23 protein-coding genes are annotated in these 25,096 nt (G+C 73.9%); 14 read left to right on the plus strand and 9 right to left on the minus strand.

The features are described from left to right. Nucleotides 1-38: 38 nt before the first annotated feature. Nucleotides 39-2,435 (plus strand): endopeptidase La, encoded by a 2,397-nt coding sequence (gene lon, locus OG982_RS20560; protein ID WP_266784624.1) that lies wholly within the window; start codon nt 39-41, stop codon nt 2,433-2,435. 148 nt (nt 2,436-2,583) lie between these two features. Continuing rightward, nucleotides 2,584-3,024 (plus strand): MarR family winged helix-turn-helix transcriptional regulator, encoded by a 441-nt coding sequence (locus OG982_RS20565; protein ID WP_266784622.1) that lies wholly within the window; start codon nt 2,584-2,586, stop codon nt 3,022-3,024. Nucleotides 3,025-3,088: 64 nt separating this feature from the next. On the opposite strand, the gene OG982_RS20570 is transcribed toward OG982_RS20565, so the two are convergent. After that, the gene (locus OG982_RS20570) at nt 3,089-3,862 is read right to left on the minus strand and encodes a protein phosphatase 2C domain-containing protein (RefSeq protein ID WP_266784620.1); all 774 of its coding nucleotides are present in this window, start codon (nt 3,860-3,862) and stop codon (nt 3,089-3,091) included. Between the two features lie 455 nt (nt 3,863-4,317). On the opposite strand from OG982_RS20570, the gene OG982_RS20575 reads away from it, so the two are divergent. The 5 genes from OG982_RS20575 to OG982_RS20595 all read left to right on the plus strand — a co-directional run bounded on the left by OG982_RS20575 (nt 4,318) and on the right by OG982_RS20595 (nt 10,584). Next, nucleotides 4,318-7,731 (plus strand): nitrate- and nitrite sensing domain-containing protein, encoded by a 3,414-nt coding sequence (locus tag OG982_RS20575; protein WP_266949020.1) that lies wholly within the window; start codon nt 4,318-4,320, stop codon nt 7,729-7,731. Continuing rightward, entirely contained in the window at nt 7,728-8,216 is a 489-nt protein-coding gene (locus OG982_RS20580; RefSeq protein ID WP_266784616.1) for a roadblock/LC7 domain-containing protein, read from the plus strand. The genes OG982_RS20575 and OG982_RS20580 overlap by 4 nt, the downstream gene beginning before the upstream one ends. Further along, nucleotides 8,213-8,632: a DUF742 domain-containing protein gene (locus OG982_RS20585; RefSeq protein ID WP_266784614.1), complete on the plus strand. Its 420-nt coding sequence runs from the start codon at nt 8,213-8,215 to the stop codon at nt 8,630-8,632. Before OG982_RS20580 ends, OG982_RS20585 begins: the two co-directional genes overlap by 4 nt. After that, nucleotides 8,613-9,233 (plus strand): ATP/GTP-binding protein, encoded by a 621-nt coding sequence (locus tag OG982_RS20590; protein ID WP_266949021.1) that lies wholly within the window; start codon nt 8,613-8,615, stop codon nt 9,231-9,233. Before OG982_RS20585 ends, OG982_RS20590 begins: the two co-directional genes overlap by 20 nt. A gap of 67 nt (nt 9,234-9,300) precedes the next feature. Beyond that, complete coding sequence (locus tag OG982_RS20595) at nt 9,301-10,584, plus strand: styrene monooxygenase/indole monooxygenase family protein (RefSeq protein ID WP_266784610.1); 1,284 nt, start codon at nt 9,301-9,303, stop codon at nt 10,582-10,584. On the opposite strand, the gene OG982_RS20600 is transcribed toward OG982_RS20595, so the two are convergent. The 3 genes from OG982_RS20600 to OG982_RS20610 all read right to left on the minus strand — a co-directional run bounded on the left by OG982_RS20600 (nt 10,581) and on the right by OG982_RS20610 (nt 13,091). Next, the gene (locus OG982_RS20600) at nt 10,581-11,702 is read right to left on the minus strand and encodes an NlpC/P60 family protein (RefSeq protein ID WP_266784608.1); all 1,122 of its coding nucleotides are present in this window, start codon (nt 11,700-11,702) and stop codon (nt 10,581-10,583) included. The two genes, OG982_RS20595 and OG982_RS20600, sit on opposite strands and share 4 nt — an antisense overlap. A gap of 421 nt (nt 11,703-12,123) precedes the next feature. Next, nucleotides 12,124-12,702 (minus strand): hypothetical protein, encoded by a 579-nt coding sequence (locus OG982_RS20605; protein WP_266949023.1) that lies wholly within the window; start codon nt 12,700-12,702, stop codon nt 12,124-12,126. Further along, nucleotides 12,702-13,091, minus strand: a complete 390-nt coding sequence (locus OG982_RS20610; protein ID WP_266784604.1) for a DUF6325 family protein — start codon at nt 13,089-13,091, stop codon at nt 12,702-12,704. Before OG982_RS20610 ends, OG982_RS20605 begins: the two co-directional genes overlap by 1 nt. 127 nt (nt 13,092-13,218) lie before the next feature. On the opposite strand from OG982_RS20610, the gene OG982_RS20615 reads away from it, so the two are divergent. Together OG982_RS20615 and OG982_RS20620 are read left to right on the plus strand one after the other, a co-directional pair. Then, a complete protein-coding gene (locus OG982_RS20615) occupies nt 13,219-14,595 on the plus strand; it encodes an FtsW/RodA/SpoVE family cell cycle protein (protein WP_266949024.1) in 1,377 nt (458 codons plus the stop codon). Continuing rightward, nucleotides 14,592-16,052, plus strand: a complete 1,461-nt coding sequence (locus tag OG982_RS20620; protein WP_266784600.1) for a penicillin-binding transpeptidase domain-containing protein — start codon at nt 14,592-14,594, stop codon at nt 16,050-16,052. Before OG982_RS20615 ends, OG982_RS20620 begins: the two co-directional genes overlap by 4 nt. A 9-nt stretch (nt 16,053-16,061) precedes the next feature. Here OG982_RS20620 and OG982_RS20625 read toward each other — a convergent pair whose 3' ends face one another. Continuing rightward, the gene (locus tag OG982_RS20625; RefSeq protein ID WP_266784598.1) at nt 16,062-16,313 is read right to left on the minus strand and encodes a hypothetical protein; all 252 of its coding nucleotides are present in this window, start codon (nt 16,311-16,313) and stop codon (nt 16,062-16,064) included. A 122-nt stretch (nt 16,314-16,435) separates the two neighbouring features. Continuing rightward, nucleotides 16,436-17,542: a ferritin-like domain-containing protein gene (locus tag OG982_RS20630; protein ID WP_266949025.1), complete on the minus strand. Its 1,107-nt coding sequence runs from the start codon at nt 17,540-17,542 to the stop codon at nt 16,436-16,438. 186 nt (nt 17,543-17,728) lie between these two features. On the opposite strand from OG982_RS20630, the gene OG982_RS20635 reads away from it, so the two are divergent. From OG982_RS20635 to OG982_RS20645, 3 genes are read left to right on the plus strand one after another with little or no spacing between them, the layout of a single operon-like run. After that, complete coding sequence (locus OG982_RS20635) at nt 17,729-18,697, plus strand: diiron oxygenase (RefSeq protein ID WP_266949026.1); 969 nt, start codon at nt 17,729-17,731, stop codon at nt 18,695-18,697. A 29-nt stretch (nt 18,698-18,726) separates the two neighbouring features. Then, nucleotides 18,727-19,440 carry a TetR/AcrR family transcriptional regulator gene (locus OG982_RS20640; RefSeq protein ID WP_266784592.1) on the plus strand — a complete coding sequence of 238 codons (714 nt, stop codon included), beginning with the start codon at nt 18,727-18,729 and terminating at the stop codon, nt 19,438-19,440. A 10-nt stretch (nt 19,441-19,450) separates the two neighbouring features. Further along, nucleotides 19,451-19,723 (plus strand): hypothetical protein, encoded by a 273-nt coding sequence (locus tag OG982_RS20645; RefSeq protein WP_266784590.1) that lies wholly within the window; start codon nt 19,451-19,453, stop codon nt 19,721-19,723. Between the two features lie 250 nt (nt 19,724-19,973). Here the strand turns inward: OG982_RS20645 and OG982_RS20650 are convergent, their stop codons facing one another. From OG982_RS20650 to OG982_RS20660, 3 genes are all read right to left on the minus strand, one after another. Continuing rightward, nucleotides 19,974-21,254, minus strand: a complete 1,281-nt coding sequence (locus tag OG982_RS20650) for a HAMP domain-containing sensor histidine kinase (protein WP_266784588.1) — start codon at nt 21,252-21,254, stop codon at nt 19,974-19,976. After that, complete coding sequence (locus OG982_RS20655; RefSeq protein WP_266784586.1) at nt 21,251-21,922, minus strand: hypothetical protein; 672 nt, start codon at nt 21,920-21,922, stop codon at nt 21,251-21,253. The genes OG982_RS20650 and OG982_RS20655 overlap by 4 nt, the downstream gene beginning before the upstream one ends. A gap of 92 nt (nt 21,923-22,014) precedes the next feature. Beyond that, a complete protein-coding gene (locus tag OG982_RS20660) occupies nt 22,015-22,692 on the minus strand; it encodes a hypothetical protein (RefSeq protein WP_266784584.1) in 678 nt (225 codons plus the stop codon). A gap of 280 nt (nt 22,693-22,972) precedes the next feature. Between OG982_RS20660 and OG982_RS20665 the strand changes: the two genes are divergently transcribed. Together OG982_RS20665 and OG982_RS20670 are read left to right on the plus strand one after the other, a co-directional pair. After that, nucleotides 22,973-23,806 (plus strand): nuclease-related domain-containing protein, encoded by an 834-nt coding sequence (locus OG982_RS20665; protein ID WP_266784582.1) that lies wholly within the window; start codon nt 22,973-22,975, stop codon nt 23,804-23,806. A gap of 102 nt (nt 23,807-23,908) precedes the next feature. Beyond that, entirely contained in the window at nt 23,909-25,084 is a 1,176-nt protein-coding gene (locus tag OG982_RS20670; protein WP_266949028.1) for a Ku protein, read from the plus strand. Nucleotides 25,085-25,096 lie beyond the last annotated feature (12 nt).

A 25,096-nucleotide genomic window follows, 5' to 3' on the forward strand; every position in this document is an offset into this window, starting at 1 on the left:
AGTCGGCATAGCTCAACTTGACTGCCGGAGGGAAGATCATGGCTTCGACGTCCGTAACACTCACTCTGCCCGTGTTGCCGCTCGACGAAGAGGTCGTGCTGCCGGGGATGGTCGTTCCGCTCGACCTGTCCGATGCCGAGGTACGGGCGGCGGTGGAGGCCGCCCAGGCGGCCGCGACCAGCGGGAAACCCCGGGTGCTGCTCGTGCCGCGGGTCGACGGGAAGTACGCGGGCACCGGGGTGCTCGGGACCGTCGAGCAGGTCGGGCGGCTCTCCGACGGCGACCCCGGGGCGCTGATCCGCGGCCGCGGCCGAGTCCGGATCGGCGCCGGCACCACCGGGCCCGGCGCGGCGCTCTGGGTCGAGGGCCACACCGTCGAGGAGAACGTCCCCGACCCGCTGCCCGGGGCCGTCGCCGAGCTGGTCACCGAGTACAAGGCGCTCGCCACCAGCTGGCTCAAGAAGCGAGGCGCCTGGCAGGTCGTGGACCGGGTCCAGCAGATCGAGGGCGTGAGCGCCCTCGCCGACAACTCCGGGTACTCGCCGTTCCTGACCCTGGCCCAGAAGGTCGAGCTGCTGGAGACGGCCGACCCGGTCGCCCGCCTCCGCCTCGCCATCAAGGCGCTCAGCGACCACCTCGCCGAACAGGACGTCGCCGAGTCCATCGCCAAGGACGTCCAGGACGGCGTCGACAAGCAGCAGCGCGAGTTCCTGCTCCGCCGCCAGCTGGAGGCCGTGCGCAAGGAGCTTCGCGAGCTCAACGGCGAGAAGGACGGCGAGGAGTCCGACGACTACCGGGCCCGCGTCGAGGCCGCCGACCTGCCCGAGAAGGTACGGGAGGCCGCCCTCAAGGAGGTCGAGAAGCTGGAGCGGTCCAGCGACCAGTCCCCCGAGGGCTCCTGGATCCGGACCTGGCTGGACACGGTGCTGGAGCTGCCGTGGAACGAGCACACCGAGGACGAGTACGACATCCTCGGCGCCCGCGCGATCCTCGACGCCGAGCACGCCGGCCTGAGCGACGTGAAGGACCGCATCACCGAGTACCTGGCCGTCCGCAAGCGCCGCTCCGAGCGCGGCATGGGCGTCATCGGCGGCCGCCGCGGCGGAGCCGTGCTCGCCCTCGTCGGCCCGCCCGGCGTCGGCAAGACCTCCCTCGGGGAGTCGGTCGCGCACGCCATGGGCCGCAAGTTCGTCCGCGTCGCCCTCGGCGGCGTCCGCGACGAGGCCGAGATCCGCGGCCACCGCCGCACCTACGTCGGGGCGCTGCCCGGGCGCATCGTGCGGGCCATCAAGGAGGCCGGGTCCATGAACCCGGTCGTACTGCTCGACGAGATCGACAAGGTCGGCTCCGACTTCCGCGGCGACCCGGCGGCGGCCCTGCTGGAGGTCCTGGACCCCGCGCAGAACCACACCTTCCGGGACCACTACCTGGAGGTCGAGCTGGACCTGAGCGACGTCGTCTTCCTGGCCACGGCCAACGTCCTGGAGGCCATCCCCGAGGCGCTCGCCGACCGGATGGAACTCGTCCGCCTCGACGGCTACACCGAGGACGAGAAGGTCGTCATCGCCCGCGACCACCTGCTGCCCCGCCAGCTGGAGCGCGCCGGACTCGGCGCCGACGAGGTGGTGCTGGGGGAGGACGCGCTGCGCAAGCTGGCCGGCGAGTACACCCGCGAGGCGGGCGTGCGCACCCTGGAGCGGTCCATCGCGCGCCTGCTGCGCAAGGTGGCCTCGCAGCACGAGCTGGGCGAGCGGGAACTGCCCTTCCGGATCGGCGCCGACGACCTGCGGGGGCTCATCGGGCGGCCGCACCACGTCCCGGAGTCCGCGCAGGACCCCGCCGAGCGGCGCACGGCCGTCCCGGGCGTGGCCACCGGCCTCGCGGTGACGGGCGCCGGCGGTGACGTCCTGTTCGTCGAGGCCTCGCTCGCCGATCCCGAGACCGGCGCCGCCGGGCTCACCCTCACAGGGCAGCTCGGCGACGTGATGAAGGAGTCCGCGCAGATCGCGCTCAGCTTCCTGCGCTCCCACGGCGCGGAGCTGGAGCTCCCGGTCGCCGACCTGAAGGACCGGGGCGTGCACATCCACTTCCCGGCCGGCGCGGTGCCGAAGGACGGCCCGAGCGCGGGCATCACCATGACGACGGCGCTGGCCTCGCTGCTCTCCGGGCGGCAGGTGCGCACCGACGTCGCGATGACCGGCGAGGTCTCGCTGACCGGGCGGGTCCTGCCGATCGGCGGGGTCAAGCAGAAGCTGCTCGCCGCGCACCGCGCCGGGCTGACCACGGTGATCATCCCGAAGCGGAACGAGGCCGACCTGGACGACGTCCCGGCCGAGGTGCTGGAGGGACTGGAGGTGCACCCGGTGACGGACGTCCGCCAGGTCCTGGAACTGGCCCTGGCCCGGGCGGAGGCGGCCTTCACCACGGCCGCCTGATCAGGCGCCCCGATCCGGCACTGCGCCCGCGTGGCACACGGCCCGGGTTCCCGCTCCGGCGGGGCCCCGGGCCGTCCGCGCACCCGCTGGGAAATACTGGGCACTTCACACAGACCGAGGTGCCACACACCACCGATGGGAGCAGGACGTGCACGGGAGCGAAGACCAGGAGTTCCTTGCCTTGGAGCGGGAGCTGTCCGTCTTCCTCCGGCGGGCCCGCGCCTCCTCCGGCGAGATGGCCCGCGCGCTCCACCCCGAGCTGGAGCCGGCCGCGTACGGGCTGCTCGTACGGCTGGAGGCCGCCGGGCGGCAGCGGGCCACCGAGCTCGCCGCGTACTTCGGGGTCGGCAAGGCCACGATGAGCCGCCAGCTGCGGGCCCTGGAGGTGCTGGGCCTGGTCGCCCGCGAGCCGGACCCGGCCGACGGCCGGGCCTTCCTGGTCGGGCTCACCGAGGAGGGCCGGGCCCGCTTCCTGCGGGTCCGCGGGGCCCGGCGCGAGCAGTACATGCGCAAGCTGGCCGACTGGGACCGGGGTGAAGTGGCGGAGCTGGCGAGGCTGCTGAACCAGCTGAACCAGGGCGCGGAGTAACCGACCAGGGCGCGGAACAGCCCGGAGACCGGCCGCGGCTCCCGCCGGCCGCCGCTCCGGCCGGCTACAGCTCCGCGAACACCGCCGAGGCGTCGTCGTGGCGCTTGTGGCGGGCCGGGGGCCGCGCCGGGTCGGACTCGATCGCGCGGACCCGGCCGATCAGGGACTCCGCGCCCTCCTTGCGGAGCACCGCGAGACACTCCGCCCAGTCGCCCTCCCCGAACGTGTCCGTCCACCGGCTCGCCCCGTCGGTGAGCGCGGCCACCGCCCGGACCCGCGCGCGGGGGGTCCGCCCGGTCACCGCCCGGGAGGCCACCGCGGGGTCCGCGGCCGCCGTGAAGAAGCCGCCCTCGGCGTTGCGCAGCGCGTCCGTCGCCGCCACCGAGCCGAAGACCTCGCGCGGGATCCGGTCCAGCCGGTCGTCCAGCACCGCCCGCACCTCGCCCCCGGGCGCCTGGAGCAGCAGGACGGAGTCCGAGAGCACCAGGTGCTCCACGTACGCCTCGTCCCAGCGCACCACGACCACCGTCGCCTGCGGAGTACGGACGTGAGAAAGGTCACACGTTTGCCGGTGCGCGTTGGCCGTGTCCCGGATGGACTCCGCCAGAATCCGGTCCAGTGGCATGTCCCGCCGCGATCCGGACAGTTCGGTCAATCGGCCGCCGAGCCGGGCCGCGAACCACGGCACGCCGTGCCCGCAGCCGACCTCGCCGCGCGGTGGGGTGACCCCGTCGAGGAGTACCAGGACGCCCCCGCCCGAGGCGGGGATCGCCGCCGACACCCAGTCCTCATTGGGGCGTTCCGGGTTGCCCGCGGCGGAGGCCAGGTCGATGCGCATGCGGACATTCTGCCCGGCGGGCCGTTCGGAAGGGGGCGGGACCCCCAGGGAAGGTCCGTACCAACGGGGGAGGAGGAGCGCGGCCCGTCGGCCCCGGACCCCGGGATGTGGGCGGGCATACTGCCAAAAGCCGCGCCGATGTTTCAACCGACCGTCCACGACCGCCCCCTGACACAAGGACGCCGAGTTGGTTGCCAACTCTTCCGTACTGTTCACTCGTTCAGGTGGCCGGGTGGGCGATGTGCGGCTCTCTCCCCAACACACTGCGAAGGTCTGAGGCGGTACGAGGGGGCAGGGGGCGTTTACTTGTTGACCGGCCGTTACCTCGGCCACACGAGTAGACGAGCTAGAGCACACGTACAGGATTGCGAGCACCGGTGCAGAAGAAGCGGTCTCGGAAGAACGGCACCGCCATCGACGGACCAGCCCCCGCTCCCGCAGGACGTCGTGTCCGCGTGCGCAGCAGGCTGGTCGTCGGCGTAGCCGTCGCCGGTCTCACCGTCCTCGCGGCAGGCAGCCCCGCCGTGGTCTCCGCCATGGCGGAACTGAACGACTCCCAGCGACTGGTCACCCTCGCGGAACAGACCGGGCAGACCCTCACCCTCGCGCACCTCCTCGGCGACGAGCGCGACGCCGTCGTCGAGTACGCGGCCAAGGGGCGCCCCGGCGCGGGCAAGGCCGCCGTCCAGGAGCGCGTCGCGCGCACCGACCGGCAGCTCGCCGAAGTGCGCGCCGAAGCCGACGAGGACCTCGCCCGCGCCCTCGGCCGGGTCCAGGCCGTCCGCACCGAGGCCGTCGACGGCAAGGGCACCGCCCTCGCCGCGCACCAGGCGTACGCGGGCGTGATCGCGGACCTCCTCGCGCCGGGCGACCGGCTCGCCGAGCTGACGCCGCCGCGCGCCGAGGCCGCCCTCGCCACCACCCGCCCGCTGGCCCCGCTCGGCCAGGCCGTGGACCAGGCCTCGGCCACCCGTGGACTGCTGCTCGCCGCGCTGGCCGTCCCCCGCGGCGAGCAGCCCCCCGGCGCGGCCGTGGTGGACGAGCTGACCGCCGCCGCCCAGCGCTCGCGCGTACGGGAGCAGGCCGCCCTCGACGACTTCAACCGGGCCGCGCGGCCCGACGTACGCCAGACCCTCGCCGCCACGGTCACCGGCCCCGAGGTCAAGACGGCCGACGACTTCCTCGGCCGCCTCACCGACCGGCCCACCCTGAGCGCGGCCGACCGCAAGCTCGACGGGGCCGCCGTCGGCTCGGCGCTCACCGCCCGGATCGACCGGATGCGGTCGGTGGAGTCCACCCTCGCCGGCCAGCGGGCCACCGCGCTCGCCACGCTGCGGGACGACGACGTGACCGCGCTGGAAGCGCTGATCGCCGGGCTCGGCGTGCTGTTCCTGATCGTCGTCGGCGTTTCGACGGCCGTCGCGCGCTCGCTGACCCGGCCGCTGTCGGTGCTCAGGCGCGGCGCGGAGCGGCTGGCGACGCCGGAGGGCTCGGTGGAGCCGGTCCGGTTCACCGGCCGCAACGACGAGTTCGCCGAGGTCGTACGCCACCTGAACGCGGTGCGGGACCAGACGGTCTCGCTGCACACCCGGATCGCCGGCCTCGACGCCGACCGCCGGCGCCTCATCGGCCGCAACGAGGCGCTGGCCTCGGGCCGCGAAGCGCTGGAAGCCGAGCTGAAGGAGCTGCGGACCGGGCTGGAGGAGCACCGCCGGGTCATGTCGACGACCTCGGTGTCGCTGTCGCTGCGCACCCTGGGCCTGGTGGAACGCCAGCTGACGGTGATCGAGGAGCTGGAGTCCAAGGAGCAGGACCCGGACCGGCTGGCGACGCTGTTCAAGCTGGACCACCTGGCGACGGTGATGCGCCGCCACAACGAGAACCTGCTGGTCCTGGCCGGGCAGGAGCACGGCCCGGGCGCGGGCGGCGCGGTGCCGCTGGTGGACGTCATGCGGGCGGCGGTCAGCGAGATCGAGCGCTACGAGCGGGTCGAGCTGGCTGCGCTGCCGTCGTTCACCCAGGTCGCGGGGCATGCCGCCGACGACATCTCGCACGTGCTGGCGGAGCTGCTGGAGAACGCGACGACCTTCTCGCCGCCGGAGGCCCGGGTACGGGTGTCCGGGTGGCTGACGGAGGCCGGGGACGCGGTGCTGTCGGTGGTGGACGAGGGCATCGGCGTCACCGAGGACCGCCTGGCGGCGCTGAACCTGCGCCTGTCGACGCCGGAGGCGTACGACGAAGAGCCGGAGTCGGAACACGGCCTGGGCCTCGGCCTGTACGTGGCCGGCCGGCTCGCGGCGCGGCACGGCGTCACCGCGGAGCTGCGGGTGGCGCGGCACGGCGGCACGGAGGCCCTGGTCGTCGTCCCGGCGCCCCTCCTCCCGACGACCCCGCCGGCCTCGCCGGTCCACACCCTGGCCACGCCGGGCGCGCCGGAGTGGGTGCTGCCGGGCGTCATCGCGGAGGCGAACGAGAACACCCTGCCGTGGGGCCGCGGAGCCGGCACCCCGACCCCGACCCCGGAATCCCGAACCGCCGCCACGCCGTCGGCGGACGAGGAGCTGCTGGCCCGGGTGGTCCCGGACGCGGCCCCCGCCGAGTCGGCGGAGGAGTTGTTCGCGGCCGCCCCTGCCTTGGACGGCGAGCTGCCGTCTGCCGACCAGGTCTTCACGGCCTCCGGTCTGGAGGGCGAGCTGCCGTCTGCGGACCAGGTGTTCACTGCGTCCGGCGCGGAAGCGGTCCTGCCGTCGGCGGACGAGACCTTCACGGTTCCGGCCCCGGAGGAGGAGTTGCTGGCCCGGGTGGTCCCGGACGCGGCTCCTGCCGAGTCGGCGCAGGAGCCGTTCGCCGTGGACGGCGAGCTGCCGTCTGCGGACCAGGTGTTCACTGCGTCCGGCGCGGAAGCGGTCCTGCCGTCGGCGGACGAGACCTTCACGGTTCCGGCCCCGGAGGAGGAGTTGCTGGCCCGGGTGGTCCCGGACGCGGCTCCTGCCGAGTCGGCGCAGGAGCTGTTCGCCGTGGACGGCGAGCTGCCGTCGGCGGACCAGGTGTTCACGGTTCCCGGTCCGGAGGGCGAGCTGCCGTCTGCGGACGAGGCGTTCGCCGCGTCCGGTGCGGAAGCGGGTTTGCCTTCGGCGGACGAGACCATCACCGACTCCGGACCGGAGGGCGGCCTGCCGTCCGCCGACCAGGTGTTCACGGTTCCGGCCCCGGAAGAGGAACTGCTGGCCCGGGTCGTTCCGGACGCGGAGCCGGCGGGCGCCGGTGAGGGGTTCGCCCCTGCGGAAGGTGACGTGCCGGCTGCGGACCAGGTGTTCACCGTGCCCGGACCGGAGGCCGAGCCGTCGGCTCCGGTGGTTCCGGACGCGGGCCCGGAGGACGGCGCGGAGCCGGCCCCGGCAGACGCGGCCCCGGCAGACGCGGCGCAGGCAGACGCGGCGCCGGCGACGGAATCGGCAGCGCCCGCCGGGTACGGGGCGCGGGGAGCGGCCCCGTTCGGGCAGGTGCCCGAGGCGATGCGCCGGCCCGTGCCGTTGCACGAGGCCGAGCCGCTGTCCGCCGCCGCCGACGGACACGGGCGCGCCGCCGATGCCCAGGGGAACTGGCTGCCCCGCCAGGGCAGTCACCCCGAAGAGGCCGTCACCGACAAGGGCCTGCCCAAGCGCACCCCCCGCGCCGTGGCGGCCCCGCGCGTGGACGCCGTGAGACCCGAGCCGCCGCGCCGCGTCGACGCGGAGGAACTGCGGCGCCGGCTCGGCGGGTTCTACCAGGGGGCCCAGGACGGCCGCCGCGTCGTCGCCGCCGAGCTCGCCCAGGAACACGGGCAAGACACCGACCAGGGGGACACCGCACAGGAGGCACGCACATGACCGCGCCCAGTACGTACGGACTGAGCACCCAGGCCCGCAACCTGCAGTGGCTGCTGACCGACCTGGTCGAGGAGGTGCCCGGCGTCAACTCCGTCGCGGTCGTGTCCTCGGACGGACTGCTGCTGCTCTCCTCGGAGCCCACGGCCGCCGCCGCCGAGGCCGAGGCCCGGGGCGAGCGCCCCAAGGGCCCCCGCGGCGCCTCCGCCGACCTGGCCACCATCGTGTCCGGCCTCGGCAGCCTCACCACCGGCGCCGCCGCCCTCATGGACGGCGGCGGGGTCAAGCAGACCATGGTGGCGATGGAGCACGGCTCCGTCTTCGTCATGGCCATCAGCGACGGCTCCCTGCTCGGCGTGCACGCCACCCCGGACTGCGACATGAGCGTCGTCGCCTACCACATGGCCCTGTTCGTCGGCCGCGCCGGCCACGTCCTGACCCCCGAAGTCCGCAGCGAGCTGCGCCAGTCGATGGAGAAGACCCCGTGAGGAGTACGGCCTCCGACCGGCTGCCGATACGCGGCGCCGACCGCCGCCCCGCCCGCGTCCGCCCGTACTCCCTCACGGGCGGCCGCACCCGCTTCGCGCAGGTCCTGCACGTCGAGACCTTCGTCGCCGCCCTCGACCCCAAGGCGTCCGAGCCGCAGCGCGGCGAGAGCGGCGACGGGACCCCGTCGAAGGGCGACCGCATGCCCGAGATGCCCGCCATAGTCGAGGTGTGCCGCCGCATGCGCACCATCGCCGAGATATCCGCGCTGCTGAAGCTGCCGCTCGGCGTGGTCCGCGTACTCGTCAGCGACCTCGCCGACCAGGGCCGGATCCGCGTCTACGGAACGGGGCACGGCCCCGGCCGCCCCGAACGCGCGCTGCTCGAAAGGGTGCTCGATGGCCTTCGCCGTCTCTGAAACCGCGCTCCTCGACGACGAGCCCGTCCAGCCCTGGCAGTACGACCGCTCGCGCGCGCCCGTCGCCGTCAAGGTGCTGGTCGCGGGCGGCTTCGGGGTCGGCAAGACCACCTTCGTGTCGTCGGTCTCCGAGATCACCCCGCTGCGCACCGAGGCGGTGATGACGCAGGCCAGCGTCCCCACCGACGACCTGTCCGGGACCCCGGACAAGAACACCACCACCGTCGCCATGGACTTCGGCCGCGTCACCCTCGCCGACGACCTCGTGCTCTACGTGTACGGGACCCCCGGCCAGGAGCGGTTCTGGTTCATGTGGGACGACCTGGTCCGCGGCGCCATCGGCGGGCTCGTCCTCGCCGACACCCGCCGGCTGCGCGACTGCTTCCCCGCGCTCGACTACTTCGAGAGCTGTGGGCTCCCGTACGCCGTCGCGGTGAACCACTTCGAGGGCTCCCGCTCGTACGAGCCGGAGGACGTGCGCGAGGCGCTCACCATCGCGCCCCGGGTGCCCGTCGTGATCATGGACGCGCGGAGCCGGGACACGGTCGTCGAATCGCTGCTCGCGCTGGTCGCGCACGCCCTCGACAGCACCCCCGAATAGCCCGGAACAGCAGCCCGGAACGGCAGCCCGAACGGCAGCCCGAACAGCTCCGAATCGAGAACGTGAGATGCGCAGGATACTCGTCGTGGGAGCCGGCCAGTCCGGGCTCCAGCTCGCCCTCGGACTCCAGGACAAGGGGTACGAGGTCACCCTGATGTCCAGCCGGACGCCGGACGAGATCCGCACCGGCCGGGTCATGTCCACGCAGGTCATGTTCGACTCGGCGCTCCGGCACGAGCGGGACCTCGGGCTGAACTTCTGGGAGCGGCAGGCGCCCCGGATCGAGGCCCTCGGCTTCTCCGTCGCCGCCCCGGGCACCGGCACTGGCACCGGTCGCGCCGTCGACTGGCTCGGCCGGCTGAAGGGCTACGCCCAGTCCGTCGACCAGCGCCTGAAGATGGCCGGCTGGCTCGACGCCTTCGTCCAGCGCGGCGGGCAGCTGGTCGTCCACGGGGCCTCGGTCGCCGACCTGGACTACTTCTCCCGCGCGTACGACCTGGTGCTCGTCGCCGCCGGCAAGGGCGAGCTGGTGTCGATGTTCGGGCGGGACGCGGCGCGCTCCCCGTACGACGCGCCGCAGCGCGCGCTGGCGGTCTCGTACGTACACGGCCTGGAGCAGCGCCCGGAGCACCCGGGGACGGAGGCCGTGCGCTGCAACCTGGTGCCGGGGGTCGGTGAGCTGTTCGTGATGCCGACGCTGACGCTGTCGGGGCGGGCGGACATCCTGTTCTGGGAGGGCGTCCCGGGCGGCCCGCTGGACGTCTTCAACGGGGTCAAGAACCCGGCGGAGCACCTGGCGCTGACGCTGGGGCTGATGGAGAAGTTCACGCCGTGGGAGTACGAGCGGGCGGCGCGCGTGGAGCTGACGGACAGCGGCGCCACGCTCGCCGGCCGGTACGCGCCGGTCGTGCGCGACCCGATCGGGCGGCTGCCGGGCGGCGGGCTGGTGCTGGGCGTCGCGGACGTGGTCGTCGCGAACGACCCGATCACGGGGCAGGGGGCGAACTCGGCCGCCAAGTGCGCGGCGTCGTACCTGTCGTCGATCCTGATGCACGGGGACAAGCCGTTCGACGCGTCCTGGATGAAGGCGACGTTCGACAAGTACTGGTTCACGACGGGCAAGCCGGTGACCCAGTGGACGAACGCGATGCTGGCCGCCGCGCCGGAGCACGTGCTGGGCCTGATCGGTGCGGCCGGGCGGCTGCGGCCGGTGGCGGACCGAATCGCCAACGGCTACGACAACCCGGCCGACTTCGACGCGTACTTCTACGACCCCGAGGACGCGGCGGACTACCTGGCGGAGGCGGAGGCGGAGGCCTCCGTCTCGGCGTCCGTCTCCGTCTCCGTCTAGGCGGGGCTCTCCTCGGCGGAGTAGCCGGTGTCGTCGCCGTCGGCCGTCCCGTCGGACTCGGGCAGCGGCGGCGGGGTGAACTCCTTCAGCGGGGTGGCGTCGGAGTCCGGGCGGACGGCGCCGAGCAGCGGGTTCGCGGCGATCGGCGAGACCTTCACCTTCGTTCCCGGCCGGGGCGCCTGGATCACCTTCCCCTCCCCGATGTAGAGCGCCACGTGCGTGGCCTTGGGGAAGTAGACGACCAGGTCCCCGGGGCGCAGCTGGTCCAGCGGCACCCGGGGGAGCTGCGCCCACTGCTCCTGGCTGGTCCGGGGGATGGACCGGCCGGCGTGCGCCCAGGCCTGCGAGGTGAGGCCGGAGCAGTCGAAGGACCCCGGCCCCTCGGCGCCCCAGACGTAGGGTTTGCCGATCTGGGCGGTGGCGTAGGTCAGCGCGACGCCGCCGGCGGCGGTGGGGGTACGGGTACGGGGGCTCCCGAGGGCCCCCGACGTCACCAGCTGCCGCTGCGCGTCGGCGGTGTCGGCGGCCTCCTGCGCGCCGAGCTGCGCGAGCTCCTCGGGGGTGAGCGCGGCCAGCATCCGCTCGACCTCCTTGAGCTGCCGGCCGACCTCCTCCTTGCGCTCCTTCATCTGCCCGGCCAGCCCGGCCTCGGTGTCCCGCGCCTTGCGGGCGGCGGCGGCGAGCCGGTCGGCCTGCCGCTCGCCCTTGGTCAGCCGGTCCAGCAGGGCGGCCTGCCGGGCGCCCTCGCGGGCGGCGAGGCGGCGTTCGTCCAGGGCGGCCTGGGGATCGCCGCTGAGCAGCATCCGGGCGAACGGGGAGAGCCCCCGGGCCCCCTGGTACTGCTCCCGGGCCAGCCGGCCGGCGACGGCCTTCTCGGCGGCGAGGTCCCGGCGGGTCTTGCCGAGCTCGGCGGCGAGCCGGTGCTCCTCGTCCTGGCGGTCCCTGAGGGCGGCCTCGGTGGCGTTGTAGGCCTCGGCGGCCTCCTCGGCCTTCTGGTACAGCCCTTGCAGCCGGGTGAGCAGCACCCCGACGGGTTCGGCCCGCGCCTCTTGGGGCGGCGGGCCGATGACGACGAGCGCCGCGGCGACGCAGGCCGCGCGGAGCAGCCGGTTCGACATGTGATCACCTCCGGGCCGCCGATGCTGCCACGCCCGGTATGACAAAATCCCCGCCCCACCCCGCCCCCCACTCCCCCCTCACCCATCCGGCCCCACCCCACCACCCCCAACGCCCAGCCACCCCCGACAACGCACCAGGCCCCCACCCCGAACACCGCTCGCACCTGCACCTGCGCCTGGGCCTGGGCCTGCGGTTGGGCTGCGCCTGAACCTGCGGCTGGGCTTGAGGCTGCGCTGGCTAGGCCTGGGCCTGCGGCTACGCCTGGGCGTGGGTCTGGGCCGGCTACGCCTGCGCCCGCGGCCAGGGCCAGCGCCCCGGTCCGGGCCCTGGTCCGGGCCACCCGCCCCGGTGGGCCGGCCCCCCGGGGCCGTCGGCCAGGGACTTCGTCGCGGCGGCGCCGGTACCCCGGGCCCCTCCGGGTCAGGGGTGGAGCAGGAGGGCTTTGGCGGCGGTGAATTCGTCCGGGGTCAGGAGCCCCTCGCGGGCCAAGGCGGCCAGTTGCGTCAGCTGCGCCGACAGTCCGGCGCCCGGCCCCGACGGGGCCGCGGCCGGGGGCGAGGGTGGCGGTGCGGGGGCCGGGGTCCCGGGTTCCGGCCGTGCCGCTTCCCCGCCGGGGGCACCCGGGCCCGTCCGCCCGGCCTCCTCGCCGGGGACGGCCGGCCCCGGCCCGTCGGCCTCCTCGCCGGGGACCGCCGGGATCGGCGCGTCGGCTTCGCCGCCCGGGGCGGGCCGGCCCGGCCAGTCGGCTTCCTCGCCCGGGGCCGCCGGGCTCGTCCAGTCGCCCTCTTCGCCCGCGGCGGCCCGGCCCGTCCAGTCGGTTCCCTCGCCCGGGGCGGGGCGGCCCCTCCGGGCGGCCGGGGACATCCAGTCGGACTCCTCGTACGCGCCCTGCCCCGGCGGAGCCACCCCGGCGGCGCGCGCCAGGAGTCCCCGCAGCAGCGGGCGCCCCGGCGGGCGGATCGCCGCCGAGACCGTCACACCCACCGGTCGGATGAACATCAGGCCACCCCCACCCGCTCCGCCGGGATCCGGACCGAGCCGACGATCCGCCCGCCCGCCGCCCGTACGGCGATCGCCGCGTCCTCGGCCCACACGTGCTCCACCAGCAACAGCAGTGCGCAACTGCCCCGGTCCAGGAGATCCGTCGCCTCCCGGACGTCCTCCGGCCCGATCAGCCGCGCCGCCTCCCGGTGCGCCAGCAGGCCCCGTAGCTCCATGAACTCGTCGAACTCCGCCGCCATCACCTCGCCCGCCGCCGTCTTCGTCGCCACCAGCCCGTCGATCAACCGGACGACCCCCGCCTTGCGGAGCCCCATGACGGCTTCCACCGCCGGCACCCGCAGCTGCTCCTCCGGGAAGGCGAGGACGATGAACTCCACAGGTCCCATGCGCCGCGGCACCCCACTCCTGACCGTTCCGACCACTTCTGACGACTGTTCGGCAACCTTCTGACGACTCTTCGGCACACTATGACATAAGCGGACATACAACCCGCCCGCTTGCTACGTTTCCCGTATGACCGCTCTGACGGCAAAGGTGGCCGAGCCCGCCCCGCCCTCACCCCCCGGCGCCCCCGCCCCCCGGCGCCGCCGCGGCGTCGAGCTGACGCTGCTCGCCGGCGCGGTCTTCGTCTCCGTCCTCGGCTACCTCTACGTCGGCGTCGCGGCGACCGGCCAGCTCCCCCGCCCCGCCGCCCGCTACGCCGGCGGCCTCGCCGCCGCCGCGCTGTTCGCGCACCTCGCCGTCCGGCTGCGCGCCCCGTACGCCGACCCGCTCGTGCTCCCGATCGCCTTCCTCCTCAACGGACTCGGCCTCGTCCTCATCCAGCGCCTCGACCTGACCACCCCCGGCCACCCCACCGCCGGGGAGCAACTGCGCTGGTCGGCCCTCGGGCTCGCCCTCTTCGTCCTCGTCGTCGCCGCGCTGCGCGACCACCGGGTGCTCCAGCGCTACGCGTACCTCTCCGTCGTCGCCGCGCTCGCGCTGATGCTCGTCCCGGTCTTCTTCCCGGCCGTCAACGGCGCCCACATCTGGATCCGGTTCGCCGGGTTCTCCTTCCAGCCGGGCGAGTTCGCCAAGATCCTGCTCGCGGTCTTCTTCGCCGCCTACCTCGCCGCGAACCGCACCGCGCTCGCCCTGGGCGGACGCCGGCTCTTCTGGAAGCTGAAACTCCTGCCGGGCCGCGTCCTCGGCCCGATCCTCGCCATCTGGCTGCTCAGCGTCGGCGTCCTCGTCCTGGAAAGGGACCTGGGGACCTCGCTCCTCTTCTTCGGCCTCTTCGTCATCATGCTGTTCACCGCCACCGGCCGGATCGGCTGGATCGCCATCGGGCTGCTCCTCGCCGCCCTCGGCGCCTACGCCGTCGGCACCTTCGAACCCCACGTGCACGGCCGCGTCAACGACTGGCTGAATCCTTTCGCCTCCATCGAGCGCGGCGAGGGCCCCGGCCAGCTCGCCCAGTCCCTCTTCGCCTTCGGCGCCGGCGGGCTCCTCGGCTCCGGGCTCGGGCACGGCCAGTCCTTCCTCATCGGCTTCGCCGCCAAGTCGGACTTCATCCTGGCCACCGCCGGCGAGGAGCTCGGCCTCGTCGGCCTCACCGCGATCCTGCTGCTCTACGGACTGCTCGTCGCGCGCGGCTTCCGCGCCGGGCTCGCCCTGCGCGACCCCTTCGGGCGGCTCCTCGCCACCGGCCTCGCCTCGATCGTCGCCCTCCAGGTGTTCGTCATCGCGGGCGGCGTCACCGCACTGATCCCGCTCACCGGCATGGCCATGCCCTTCCTCGCGCAGGGCGGCTCCTCCGTCGTCACCAACTGGATCATCGTCGCGCTGCTGGTCCGGCTCAGCGACAGCGCCCGCAGACCCCGCCCCGGCGGCGCGGAGGCCGCGCCGTGATCCGCTACATCCGCTGGTGCGCGTACTTCTGTGCCCTGCTGCTGACCGCCCTGCTCGTGAACATCGCCCGCGTGCAGGTCTGGGAGTCCGCCGGGTACGCGGTGAACCCGGCCAACAAACGTCCCGCCATCGAGCGCTACGCCGAGCGCCGCGGGGACATCCTGGTCGACGGGCGGCCCGTCACCGGCTCCCGCGACAGCGGCCAACTGCTGCGCTACGAGCGGACGTACACCAACGGCCCGCTCTACGCGCCCGTCACCGGGTTCTCCTCCCAGACGTACGGGACCAGCTTCGTCGAGCGCGCCGAGGACCGGATCCTGGCCGGCACCGACCCGGGGCTCTCCGCCTTCCCCCTCTGGTACGACCTCTCCCGCGGCCGCCCGCCCGGCGGCGACGCGGCGACCACCATCCGGGCCGGGGTCCAGCTCGCCGCGTACACGGGGCTCGGTGGCAAACGCGGCGCGGTGGCGGCCGTCGAACCGGCCACCGGGCGGATCCTCGCGCTGGTCAGCAGCCCGTCCTACGATCCGGCCGTGCTCTCCGGCACGGGCAGCCGGGTCAAGGACGCCTGGGCCCGGCTGGGCGCGGACCCGGCCCGGCCGATGCTCAACCGGGCGCTGCGCGAGACGTATCCGCCGGGCTCCACCTTCAAGATCGTGACGGCCGCGGCGGCCCTGGACTCCGGCGTCGTCACCGATGTGGACGCGCCCACCGAGACCCCCGACCCGTACCCGCTGCCCGGCACCAGCACCCTGCTGCCGAACGCGAGCACGGGCTGCGCCGACGCCTCGATGGCGGAGGCGGTGCAGTGGTCCTGCAACACCGTGATGGCCAAGATCGGGGTGCGGGTCGGGCTGCGCGGGATGGTGGAGGCGGCGCGGCGGTTCGGGTTCAACGACGACGGGCTGTACGTGCCCTCGTGGGTGTCGCGGTCCAACTTCGACACCGACATGAGCCCCGACCAGCTGGCCCTGTCCTCGATCGGGCAGTTCAACACCTCGGCCACCCCGCTGCAGATGGCGATGGTGGCGGCGGCGGTCGCGAGCGGCGGGGAGGTGCTCTCCCCGTACCTGGTCGAGCGCACCACCCAGGCCGACGGCTCCCCGGTCCGGCGCGGGGAGCGGCGCGGGCTGGGCCGCGCCATGAACCCGGCGACGGCGCTGCGGCTCCAGGAGCTGATGGTGAAGGTCGTGGAGAACGGCACCGGGCGCAACGCGGCGATCCCGGGCGCCGTCGTAGGCGGCAAGACGGGCACCGCCCAGCACGGCGTCGGCAACGCGGGCACCCCGTACGCCTGGTTCATCTCCTGGGCCAAGGCGGAGGGTGCGCCGCTGCCTGCGGTCGCGGTGGCGGTGGTGGTCGAGGACGCCTCGGCCGACCGCGGCGACATCAGCGGCAACAGCGCGGCGGCCCCGATCGCCCGCGCGGTCATGGAGGCGGCGCTGGCCGGGCGCTGAAGCGGGGGATCACTCGGCCTCGATGACATCGCCGACGACGCAGACGAATCCCTTGACCAGTGCGTGGGGGCGTCGGCCCGTTCGACCTGAGGCGGCCACACTTCCGTCGCGCGGGAAGATCACGGCCTCTGCCGCTTCAACGCCCTCGCGAATGATCCTCACGCGATCGCCGGCCCCGAAATCCCCCTCGACGGGATCGATGTAAACGGCACTGTCCCCCTTCGCGAAGACGAAAACATCCGTGACCTCGGCTCGGCTCACGCGCTGCCCCTCCATCGATGCACCCAGACGAGTTTCCGCCGTCGAGCTTTTCCGAGCATCGTATGGGCCGCGCACAGGGCTGGTTGGCCTGACCGTTGACCCTGGCGGGCCCGGCCGCGGCGCTACGGGAGGCCGCCCTCGGCGATGGCCGCCTCGACCTCCGCCACCCGGTCGCGCTCCTCGGCCGCGAACCGCTCGCGGTCCATCGCCTCGGCGATCTCCTCGTCCTGGCGCATCAGCAGGTCCAGGTTGGAGTCGCCCATCTCGAAGACGCCCATCTCCAGGTACGCCTTCTGCAGCCGCTCGCCCCAGAGCCCGATGTCTTTCACGCACGGCACGATCCGGCTGAAGAGCAGCTTCCGGAACAGGTGCAGGAACTCGGACCGCTCGCTGAACTCCTGCGCCTCCTTCCTCGATATGCCGAAGTTCTCCAGCACCTCCACGCCCTGCAACCGGTCCCGCATCAGGTAGCAGCCCTCGATCACGAACTCCTCGCGCTCGCGCAGCTCGGCGTCGGTGAGCTGCTTGTAGTAGTCCCGCAGCGCCATCCGCCCGAACGCCACGTGCCGGGCCTCGTCCTGCATCACGTACGCGAGGATCTGCTTCGGCAGCGGCTTGTCGGTCGTGTCGCGGATCATCCCGAAGGCGGCCAGCGCCAGCCCCTCGATGAGCACCTGCATCCCCAGGTACGGCATGTCCCAGCGGGAATCGCGCAGGGTGTCGCCGAGCAGCCTCTGGAGGCTGTCGTTGACCGGGTACAGCATCCCGACCTTCTCGTGCAGGAAGCGGCCGAATATCTCGGCGTGCCGGGCCTCGTCCATGGTCTGGGTGGCCGAGTAGAACTTCGCGTCCAGGTCCGGCACCGACTCGACGATGCGGGCCGCGCACACCATCGCGCCCTGCTCGCCGTGCAGGAACTGGCTGAAGTTCCACGCGGTGTAGTGCCGGCGCAGCTCGCCCTTGTCCTTCTCGGTGAGTTTGGACCAGTACCGGGTGCCGTAGAGGGTCAGCGCCTCGTCGGGGGTGCCGAGCGGGTCGCGCGGGTCCACCTCCACGTCCCAGTGGATCCGCTTGGCGCCGTCCCACTGCTTGTCCTTGCCCTTCTGGTACAGCGCGAGGAGCCGTTCGCGACCCTCGGCGTACTCCCAGCTGAAACGGGCCGCGCCGGAGGCTGGGACCTGCCAGACGCCCTCGCCCGGGCTGGTGGTGTAGAGCTCGTGCGTCGACACTGACGCCCCCTCGTCTCGCGTACTGCCGTACAAGACCGGACAGTTGGCAGGGTCACACGTTGGTAGACAGCGGGTCAACAAGTCGTGCGCGGGGGATTGACGACCTTGCTGACAGGCAGTCTCATAAGGGGTGACCGCAGCGGTGACCGCTGGTGACGCCGGAAACAAGGGCGAGGTGCCCCCGCCATGACGACCACGACCGACCGCGCCGACCGCAGCGCCGAACGCCCGGGCCGCACCGACCGCACGGTGCTGCGGGACGCGCTCGGCACGCTCAAGGACCGCGAGGAGATCGCCGTGCGGCTCCTCGAATCCTCCGCCAAGCACTCCTTCGACCCCGACACGGAGCTCGACTGGGACGCCCCGCCCATCGACGGCAAGTACTACTGGCCGCCCGAGCTGCTCTCCCTCTACGACACCCCGCTCTGGAAGAGGATGGGCGAGGAGCAGCGCATCGACCTCTCCCGCCACGAGGCGGCCGCCCTCGGCTCGCTCGGCATCTGGTTCGAGATCATCCTGATGCAGCTGATGGTCCGGCACATCTACGACAAGTCCCTGACCAGCAACCACGTCCGCTACGCGCTCACCGAGATAGCCGACGAGTGCCGCCACTCGATGATGTTCGCCCGGATGATCCAGAAGGCCGGCGCCCCCGCCTACCCGGTCTCCCGCGTCAACCACAACCTCGCCCGAGTCCTCAAGACCATCTCCACCACCCCGGGTTCCTTCGCCTGCACCCTCCTCGGCGAGGAGATCCTCGACTGGATGCAGCGCCTGACCTTCCCGGACGAGCGCATCCAGCCCCTGGTGCGCGGGGTCACCCGGATCCACGTCATCGAGGAGGCCCGCCACGTCCGGTACGCCCGCGAGGAACTGCGCCGTCGGATGCTCACCGCCCCGCGCTGGGAACAGGAGCTCACCCGGATCAGCTGCGGCGAGGCGGCCCGCGTCTTCTCGCTGGCGTTCGTCAACCCCCAGGTCTACGAGAACGTCGGCCTGGACCGGCGCGAAGCCGTCGCCCAGGTGAAGGCGAGCGGCCACCGGCGCGAGGTCATGCAGACCGGCGCCAAGCGGCTCACCGACTTCCTCGACGACATCGGCGTCCTGCGCGGCGTCGGCCGCAGGCTGTGGCAGAGCTCCGGACTCCTCGCCTGAAGCGCGTGCCGTGGGGCTACCCTGCGGACATGACCGTACGCGCGTACCGCAGGCTGAGCGTCGAGGAGCGGCGGGCCCAACTCCTCGACGCGGCCCTGTCGCTGTTCGCGCACCGGGCCCCGGAGGAGGTCTCGCTCGACGACGTCGCCGAGGCCGCCGGGGTCTCGCGACCGCTGGTCTACCGGTACTTCCCCGGCGGCAAACAGCAGCTCTACGAAGCGGCCCTGCGCTCGGCGGCCGACGTGCTGGAGCTCTGCTTCGCCGAACCCCAGGCCGGCCCGCTCACCCAGCGGCTCTCCCGCGCGCTGGACCGCTACCTGGCCTTCGTCGACGAACATGACGCCGGCTTCGCCGCCCTCCTCCAGGGCGGCAGCGTGGTGGAGACCTCCCGTACGACGGCCACCGTGGACGGCATCCGCCGGGCCGCGGCCGATGCGATCCTCCTCCACCTGGGGGTCCCGGCGCCCGGGCGGCGGCTGCGGATGATGGTCCGCACCTGGATCACGGCGGTGGAGGCGGCGTCGCTGATCTGGATCGACGAGGGCAAACAGCCGGGCGTCGACCAGCTGCGGGACTGGCTGCTGGACCAGTTCGTCGCCCTCCTCGCGGCGACGGCGGCCACCGACCCGGAAACGGCCGGGGCCGCGCGGGCCGCGCTGGCGCTGGAATCGGCGGACGGCCCGGTCGGCGTCCTGGCCCGCCGCGTGATCCCCGTGGTCTCCGAGGCGGCGCACCTGCTGTGACACTGGTGGGGTGAAGAGCGAACCCACCCCCTTCGAGGGCGGCCCGATGGACGGCCGGGTCCTGCCGGTCCTGGTCGGCCCGACCGGGCACCCGCCGAAGTGGTACGAGATCCCGGTCCCCTCGGCGGAGGGCGGGCCCGCGGTGGTCCTGCTGTACGAGCGCGTCCCGGCGGGCTACTCGAAGCGGCTGCACCTCCAGAAGGGCTGGAAGTACACGTACGCCCCGTCCGGCCAGAAGCCGAAGATCCGCTGGCCCTGGACCAAGCCAACCCCCCAGCCCTAGCCGGCGCCACCACGCCGGGGCTCGGCGCCTTCGGGCTCCGCCATCCCCGTGCGGCACGATGCCGGGGCCGCGCCCCGGGGTGGCACGGTGCCGGGCTCCCGACCCGGGTGGGAGGTGCCGGGTCCCCCGACCCGGGGCCCCCGACCCGGACCCGGGGCCGCGACCCGGGGAATTACTCCCCGCCCCGCCCCGCCCCGCCCCGCCCCGCCCCGCCCCGCCCCGCCCCGCCCGGTCAGGGCATCGGCAGTGGTCAGGCCCCGCCAGGCTCCCCCAATGGCCACGGCAGGGCGAGGGTCGCTTCCGCCCCGCCCTCCGGGCCGGCGTCACCCCCGCAGGGCCCGGTGTTGCGGAAGGTCAGGGACGCCCCGATCGCCTCCGCCTGGCCCGCCGCGATGGTGAGGCCCAGGCCGTGGCCCTTGCCCGTGCCCGCGCTGCGGAACCGCTGGGGGCCGTGGGTCAGGAGGTAGTCCGGGTAGCCGTCGCCGTGGTCCCGGACCGTCAGGACCGGGCCGTCCACCGTCACCACCACCGGCCCCCGCCCGTGCCGGTGCGCATTGGCCACCAGGTTGCCCAGCACCCGCTCCAGCCTCCGCCGGTCCGTCTCCACGTGCACGTCCCGCACCACGACCACCTCCGTGTCCGTCCCGGACGCCCGGACGACCCGCTCCGCCACCCGCCCCAGCCGGTGCAGATCCGTCTCGACGACCCCGCTCCCGGAATCCAGCCGCGAGATCTCCAGCAGGTCCTCCGTCAGCCCCCGCATGGTCCGCACCCGCTCCCGTACCAACTCCGTCGCCCGCCCCTCCGGCAACAGCTCCGACGCCGCCTGCAACCCCGTCAGCGGCGTGCGCAGCTCATGCGCGACGTCCGCCGTGAACCGCTGCTCGCTCACCAGCTTCGCCTGGAGCGTCCCCGCCATCGTGTCCAGCGCCCGGGCGACCGTCGCGACCTCGTCCTGATGCCGGGACGGGCGTGACCGGGCCGCCCCCACCCGCGCGTCCAGGTCCCCCCGCGTGATCCGCCGCGCGACCGTCGCCGTCTGGTGCAGCCGCCGCGTCACCCGCGTCACCGCGAACGCGCCCACCAGCAGCGTCCCGCCGATCGCCAGCACCGAAGACCCGATGATCGCGTTGTCCAGCCCGGTGATGGTCCGCGCGCTCTGCCCGTAGTCGACGGCCGTCGCCAGCACCCGCCCGTCGGCCGGGGCCGCCGCCCACATCGTCGGCGTCCCGTCCCGGTCGGCCACGATCGTCCCGCGCCGCCCGCTCAGCGCCAGCTCCCGCAACGACTTCGGGAGCCCCGCCGGGTCCACGCCCGCATCCGGCGGCAGCGCCTCGCCCGCCTCGTACGCGCGCGACGCGTCGTGCAGCTTCTCCAGCGCCTTGTCCCGCGCCGACGCCACCGTCTGGCGGGTCACCTCCACGTGCACCAGCACGCCCAGCACCGCCGCCAGCGAACAGCACATCAGCACGATGAAACAGGCCGACTTCCAGGTCAGCGAGGCCGTCCACGCGGGCCGTCGCAGCCTCACGGCGACCCGCCCGGCACCCGTACGATCTGCTCCCGCGCCGGCAGCATCGTCCGCTGCTTCCCGTCCCAGGACCACGCGGTGATCAGCTCGTAGCCCGGGTTCCCGCTCGGCATCCGCAGCACCACGTCCCGCCCGGCCAGCTCCACGCTGATCAGGGTCTGCGTCGTCGCCATGATCCGGTTGAGCCGGCCGTCGGGGTCCGCCGTGTAGACCCGTACGGACATCATCTTGTCGGGCAGCTCGATGCCGACCACGACCTCGTCCTTGCCGTTGCCGGTGAGGTCCCGGTAGTACGGCGTCAGCACGGGGCAGTCGTGCCCCTGCGTCCCGCACGCCCGGATCGCGTCGGCGGTCTCCGGCGGCATCCCGTCCGGCCCGACCTCGGCCCCCGGACGGGCCCGCAGCTCCGCCTTGACCAGCGCCACCGGGTCCACCTCGTGCACGTTCTGGTTCCGGACCGGCGCCAGCCCCGTCACGTACTCCGGCGGCGCCCCACCCGGATCGGCGGGCGGTACGTCGGCCCCCGCGCGCCCCGGCCACAGATGTACGGGACCGCGCGCGGTCGGGGTCGACCCGGCGCTCGCCAGCCCGCCGGTGTCACCGCAGCCGGCCACCAGCGGCAGCGCGGCCAGCAGCAGAACGGCCGCGGCGGTACGGGAGACACACATCCGTCAACCTTATGCAGAGGTACGCCCCTTTTGCCCCGGCGTCCGCGCGCTGGACATGATCAGACGGCCCTTGGGCCCGCGGGGCCGCCCGGTCAGGCGTTCGTGCGACCCCGGCGCAGCATCGCGAAGCCGAGGCCGGCGGCGCCGACGGCCGCGATCCCGCCGCCCGCGGCGAGCAGCAGCAGGCCGTCGCCCGGTCCGTCGGCGAGCGAGTCCAACTTGAGCGCCTCGGCCGCCCCCGTGCGCCCAGCCGCCGCGACCGTGCCGCTCGTGCCGCCCCTGCCGTCCGTCGCGCCCGCTGCGCGGGTGCCCGGCGCCGACGCCGCCACGACCTGGCCGTCCCGCGTCCCGGTCTTGTGCCCGTCGCCGCCGATCCGGTGCGAGCCGCCCGCCGGCCGGGCCTCGCCGACCCAGGAGGACAGCCGTCCGTCGGGCTGCAACGCGGCGTGCAGGGCGCCCGCCTCGCCCCGGGCGGGCACGCCGTCGCGGCTGGTGAGGGTGGCGACCGTGGCGCCGTCGCGCAGGATGTCCGCCTGGTACGCGTTCCTCGCGACCCGGTAGACGTGCGCGGTGGACACCCCGTCCGCCAGCGAGAGGCTCTTCACCAGGGTCCGCTGCGGGGCCGCCGCGGCGGCGGGGGCGGCGGCCGACGCGGAGACGGCCGGCAGCCCCTCGGCGAGGGCCGCGGCGGTGGGCAGCGCCAGCAGGCTTCCGGCGCAGGCGGTCACGGCGGCGGCGCGTACGAGAGTGCGGCGGCTGTCGGTGCTCACGGGGGATCCTTCGGTACTGGTCAGGTCGGGGCTGCTCGGGTCAGGTCGGGGCTGGTCAGGGCTGGTCGGCGGGTCGGGGCCGGCCCCGACCGGGGCCCGGCGTCCCCGGGTGGCACCAACCTAGGCGGCCGCCGTTGCGGAAGGGCGGTGGCCGTGTAACAGCGAGCCAGCGGGGTCCCGTCGGAGTTGTTACACGACCGCCGGATTATCCACAGGTACTCACCCGGGGGATTGCCGCGCGCGGCCCGGCCTGCTCCCATGGACGGCGGGGGTGAGGGCGATGCGGGGACTCAAGGTGCTGCCGAGCGGTCGGCCCGGACGCGGCCGGCTGTATGTGAACCAGCCCGACGGCCGGGCGGTGGCCTGGTACGACCGGGAGACCAACCGGATCAGCGTGCTCGCGGACCAGCACCGCGAGGCGGTCCTGGCGGCGTTGCGTCCGTACCTGCAACGGGGCTACACGCTCGGCCCGCCCCCCGTACCCACGGCGGCGGACCTGCGCAGACTGGCCCTCCCGCCCGACGAGGACCTGGCCCCGAACCGCCCGGGCGAGGCCCTGCTCGGCGAGCTGGCGCACGGCTCGGCCGGCGCCCGCGCCCGGCACCGGATGCGCCTGGAACTGCTGGCCCAGCAGCGGATGGGGGAGGAGCTGGACGCCCTGGAACCGCCGGAGTGGCGGGTGCTGCACGCCGTCCCGCTCCCGGGGGCCGGGCTGATCGACCACCTGCTGATCGGCCCGCCCGGGATCCTCTGCGTCCGCACCGTCCCGGGCCGCCGCCAGCGCGCGGCCGTCGGCGACCTCCTGCTCACGGTGGGCCGCGCCGAACCCCGCCAGGACCCGCGCTGGATCCGGCTGGCCGCCACCCGGGCGGGCCGGGCCCTGACGGCCCCGGTGATCCCGGCCCTGGCCCTGGTGGAGGCCTCGCGCGTCGAGGTGGCCCCCACGGTCCGCGACATCCGCGTCCTCCAGCCGGCCACGGCCCTCGCGTACCTCGCCGAGGCGCCGGTGACCCTCAAACCCCCGGACATCGAGGCCCTGTTCACCCTGGCCCGCGACTGGCGCACCTGGACGGGCCGGCCCGTCGGACCCGCCTTCCGCAGACCCCGCCGGTAGCGGGGGAGCCCCGCGCGCGGCGCCGTCACCGGATGGGACGGCGCCGAGTGTCGCGCTCCCGGACCCCGGCATAGCCTGAGGGCCCCAGGGAAGGAGCCACCCATGCGAGCGACCTGGAAGGGAGCCATCTCCTTCGGCCTGGTCACGATCCCGGTCCAGCTCTTCACGGCGACGGAGGAGCATGACATTCCGCTCCGCCAGGTGCACGAGAAGGACGCCTCCAGGGTCCGGCTGCGGCGCGTGTGCGAGGCCGAGGACGTCGAGATCCCCTACCAGGAGATCGCCAAGGGGTACGAGGCCCCGGACGGCAGCATGATCATGCTGACCGACGAGGACCTAGCCGGCCTCCCGCTGCCCAGCAAGAAGCTCATCGACGTGCTGGCCTTCGTCGACGCCGGGACCATCGATCCGCTGATGTTCTCCAAGGCGTACTACGTCGGCACCGCCGACAAGGCCGCGGCCAAGCCGTACGCCCTGCTCAAGGAGGCCCTCACCGAATCCGGGCAGATCGCCGTCACGAAGATCGCCATCCGCTCGCGGGAGTCCCTCGCCGTGCTGCGGGTACACGAGGACACCCTCGTCCTGCAGACCTGCCTGTGGCCCGACGAGGTGCGGCCGGCCGCCGGGATCACCCCCGAGGACGAGGTCACCATCCGCCCGCAGGAACTGCAGATGGCCAAGTCGCTCATGGACATGCTGTCCCAGGACTTCGACATCTCGGCGCTCCACGACGAGTACCAGGAAGCGCTCCAGCAGGTCATCGAGGCCCGGCTGATGGGCATCGAGCCCCCGCACGAGGAGGAGGCCGCCCCAACCGGCGGCCAGGTCATCGACCTGATGGCGGCGCTGGAGAACAGCGTCCGCGCGGCCCGGGAATCGCGCGGGGAGACGGGAACGGGATCGGGGACGGGGACAGGGACGGGGACCGCCGAAGTGCGCGAGCTGCCCGTCCGTACGGCGGCGGGGAAGACCGCGGCGAAGCGGACCGAGAGAACGGCCACGAAGACGGCCGCCAAGACCGCGGCCAAGACCGCCGTCGTCCCCAAGGACACCGGCGGCAAGAAGAGCACCGCGGCCCGCAAGACGGCCGCGAGGAAGACCACCGCCAAGTCCACCTCGGCGAAGACGGCGAGCGCGGCGAAGACGACCGCCAAGAGCACCGCGACGACGGCGAAGACGACCGCGAAGACGACCGCGAAGACGACGGCGAAGACGACCGCCAAGAGCGCCGCGAAGACGGCCACCGCCAAGAAGGCCACCAAGCGCGCATCCGCCTGACCGGGGTGGACC

The sequence above is a fragment of the Streptomyces sp. NBC_01551 genome, assembly GCF_026339935.1.
In the GTDB taxonomy this organism is placed as follows: Bacteria; Actinomycetota; Actinomycetes; order Streptomycetales; family Streptomycetaceae; genus Streptomyces.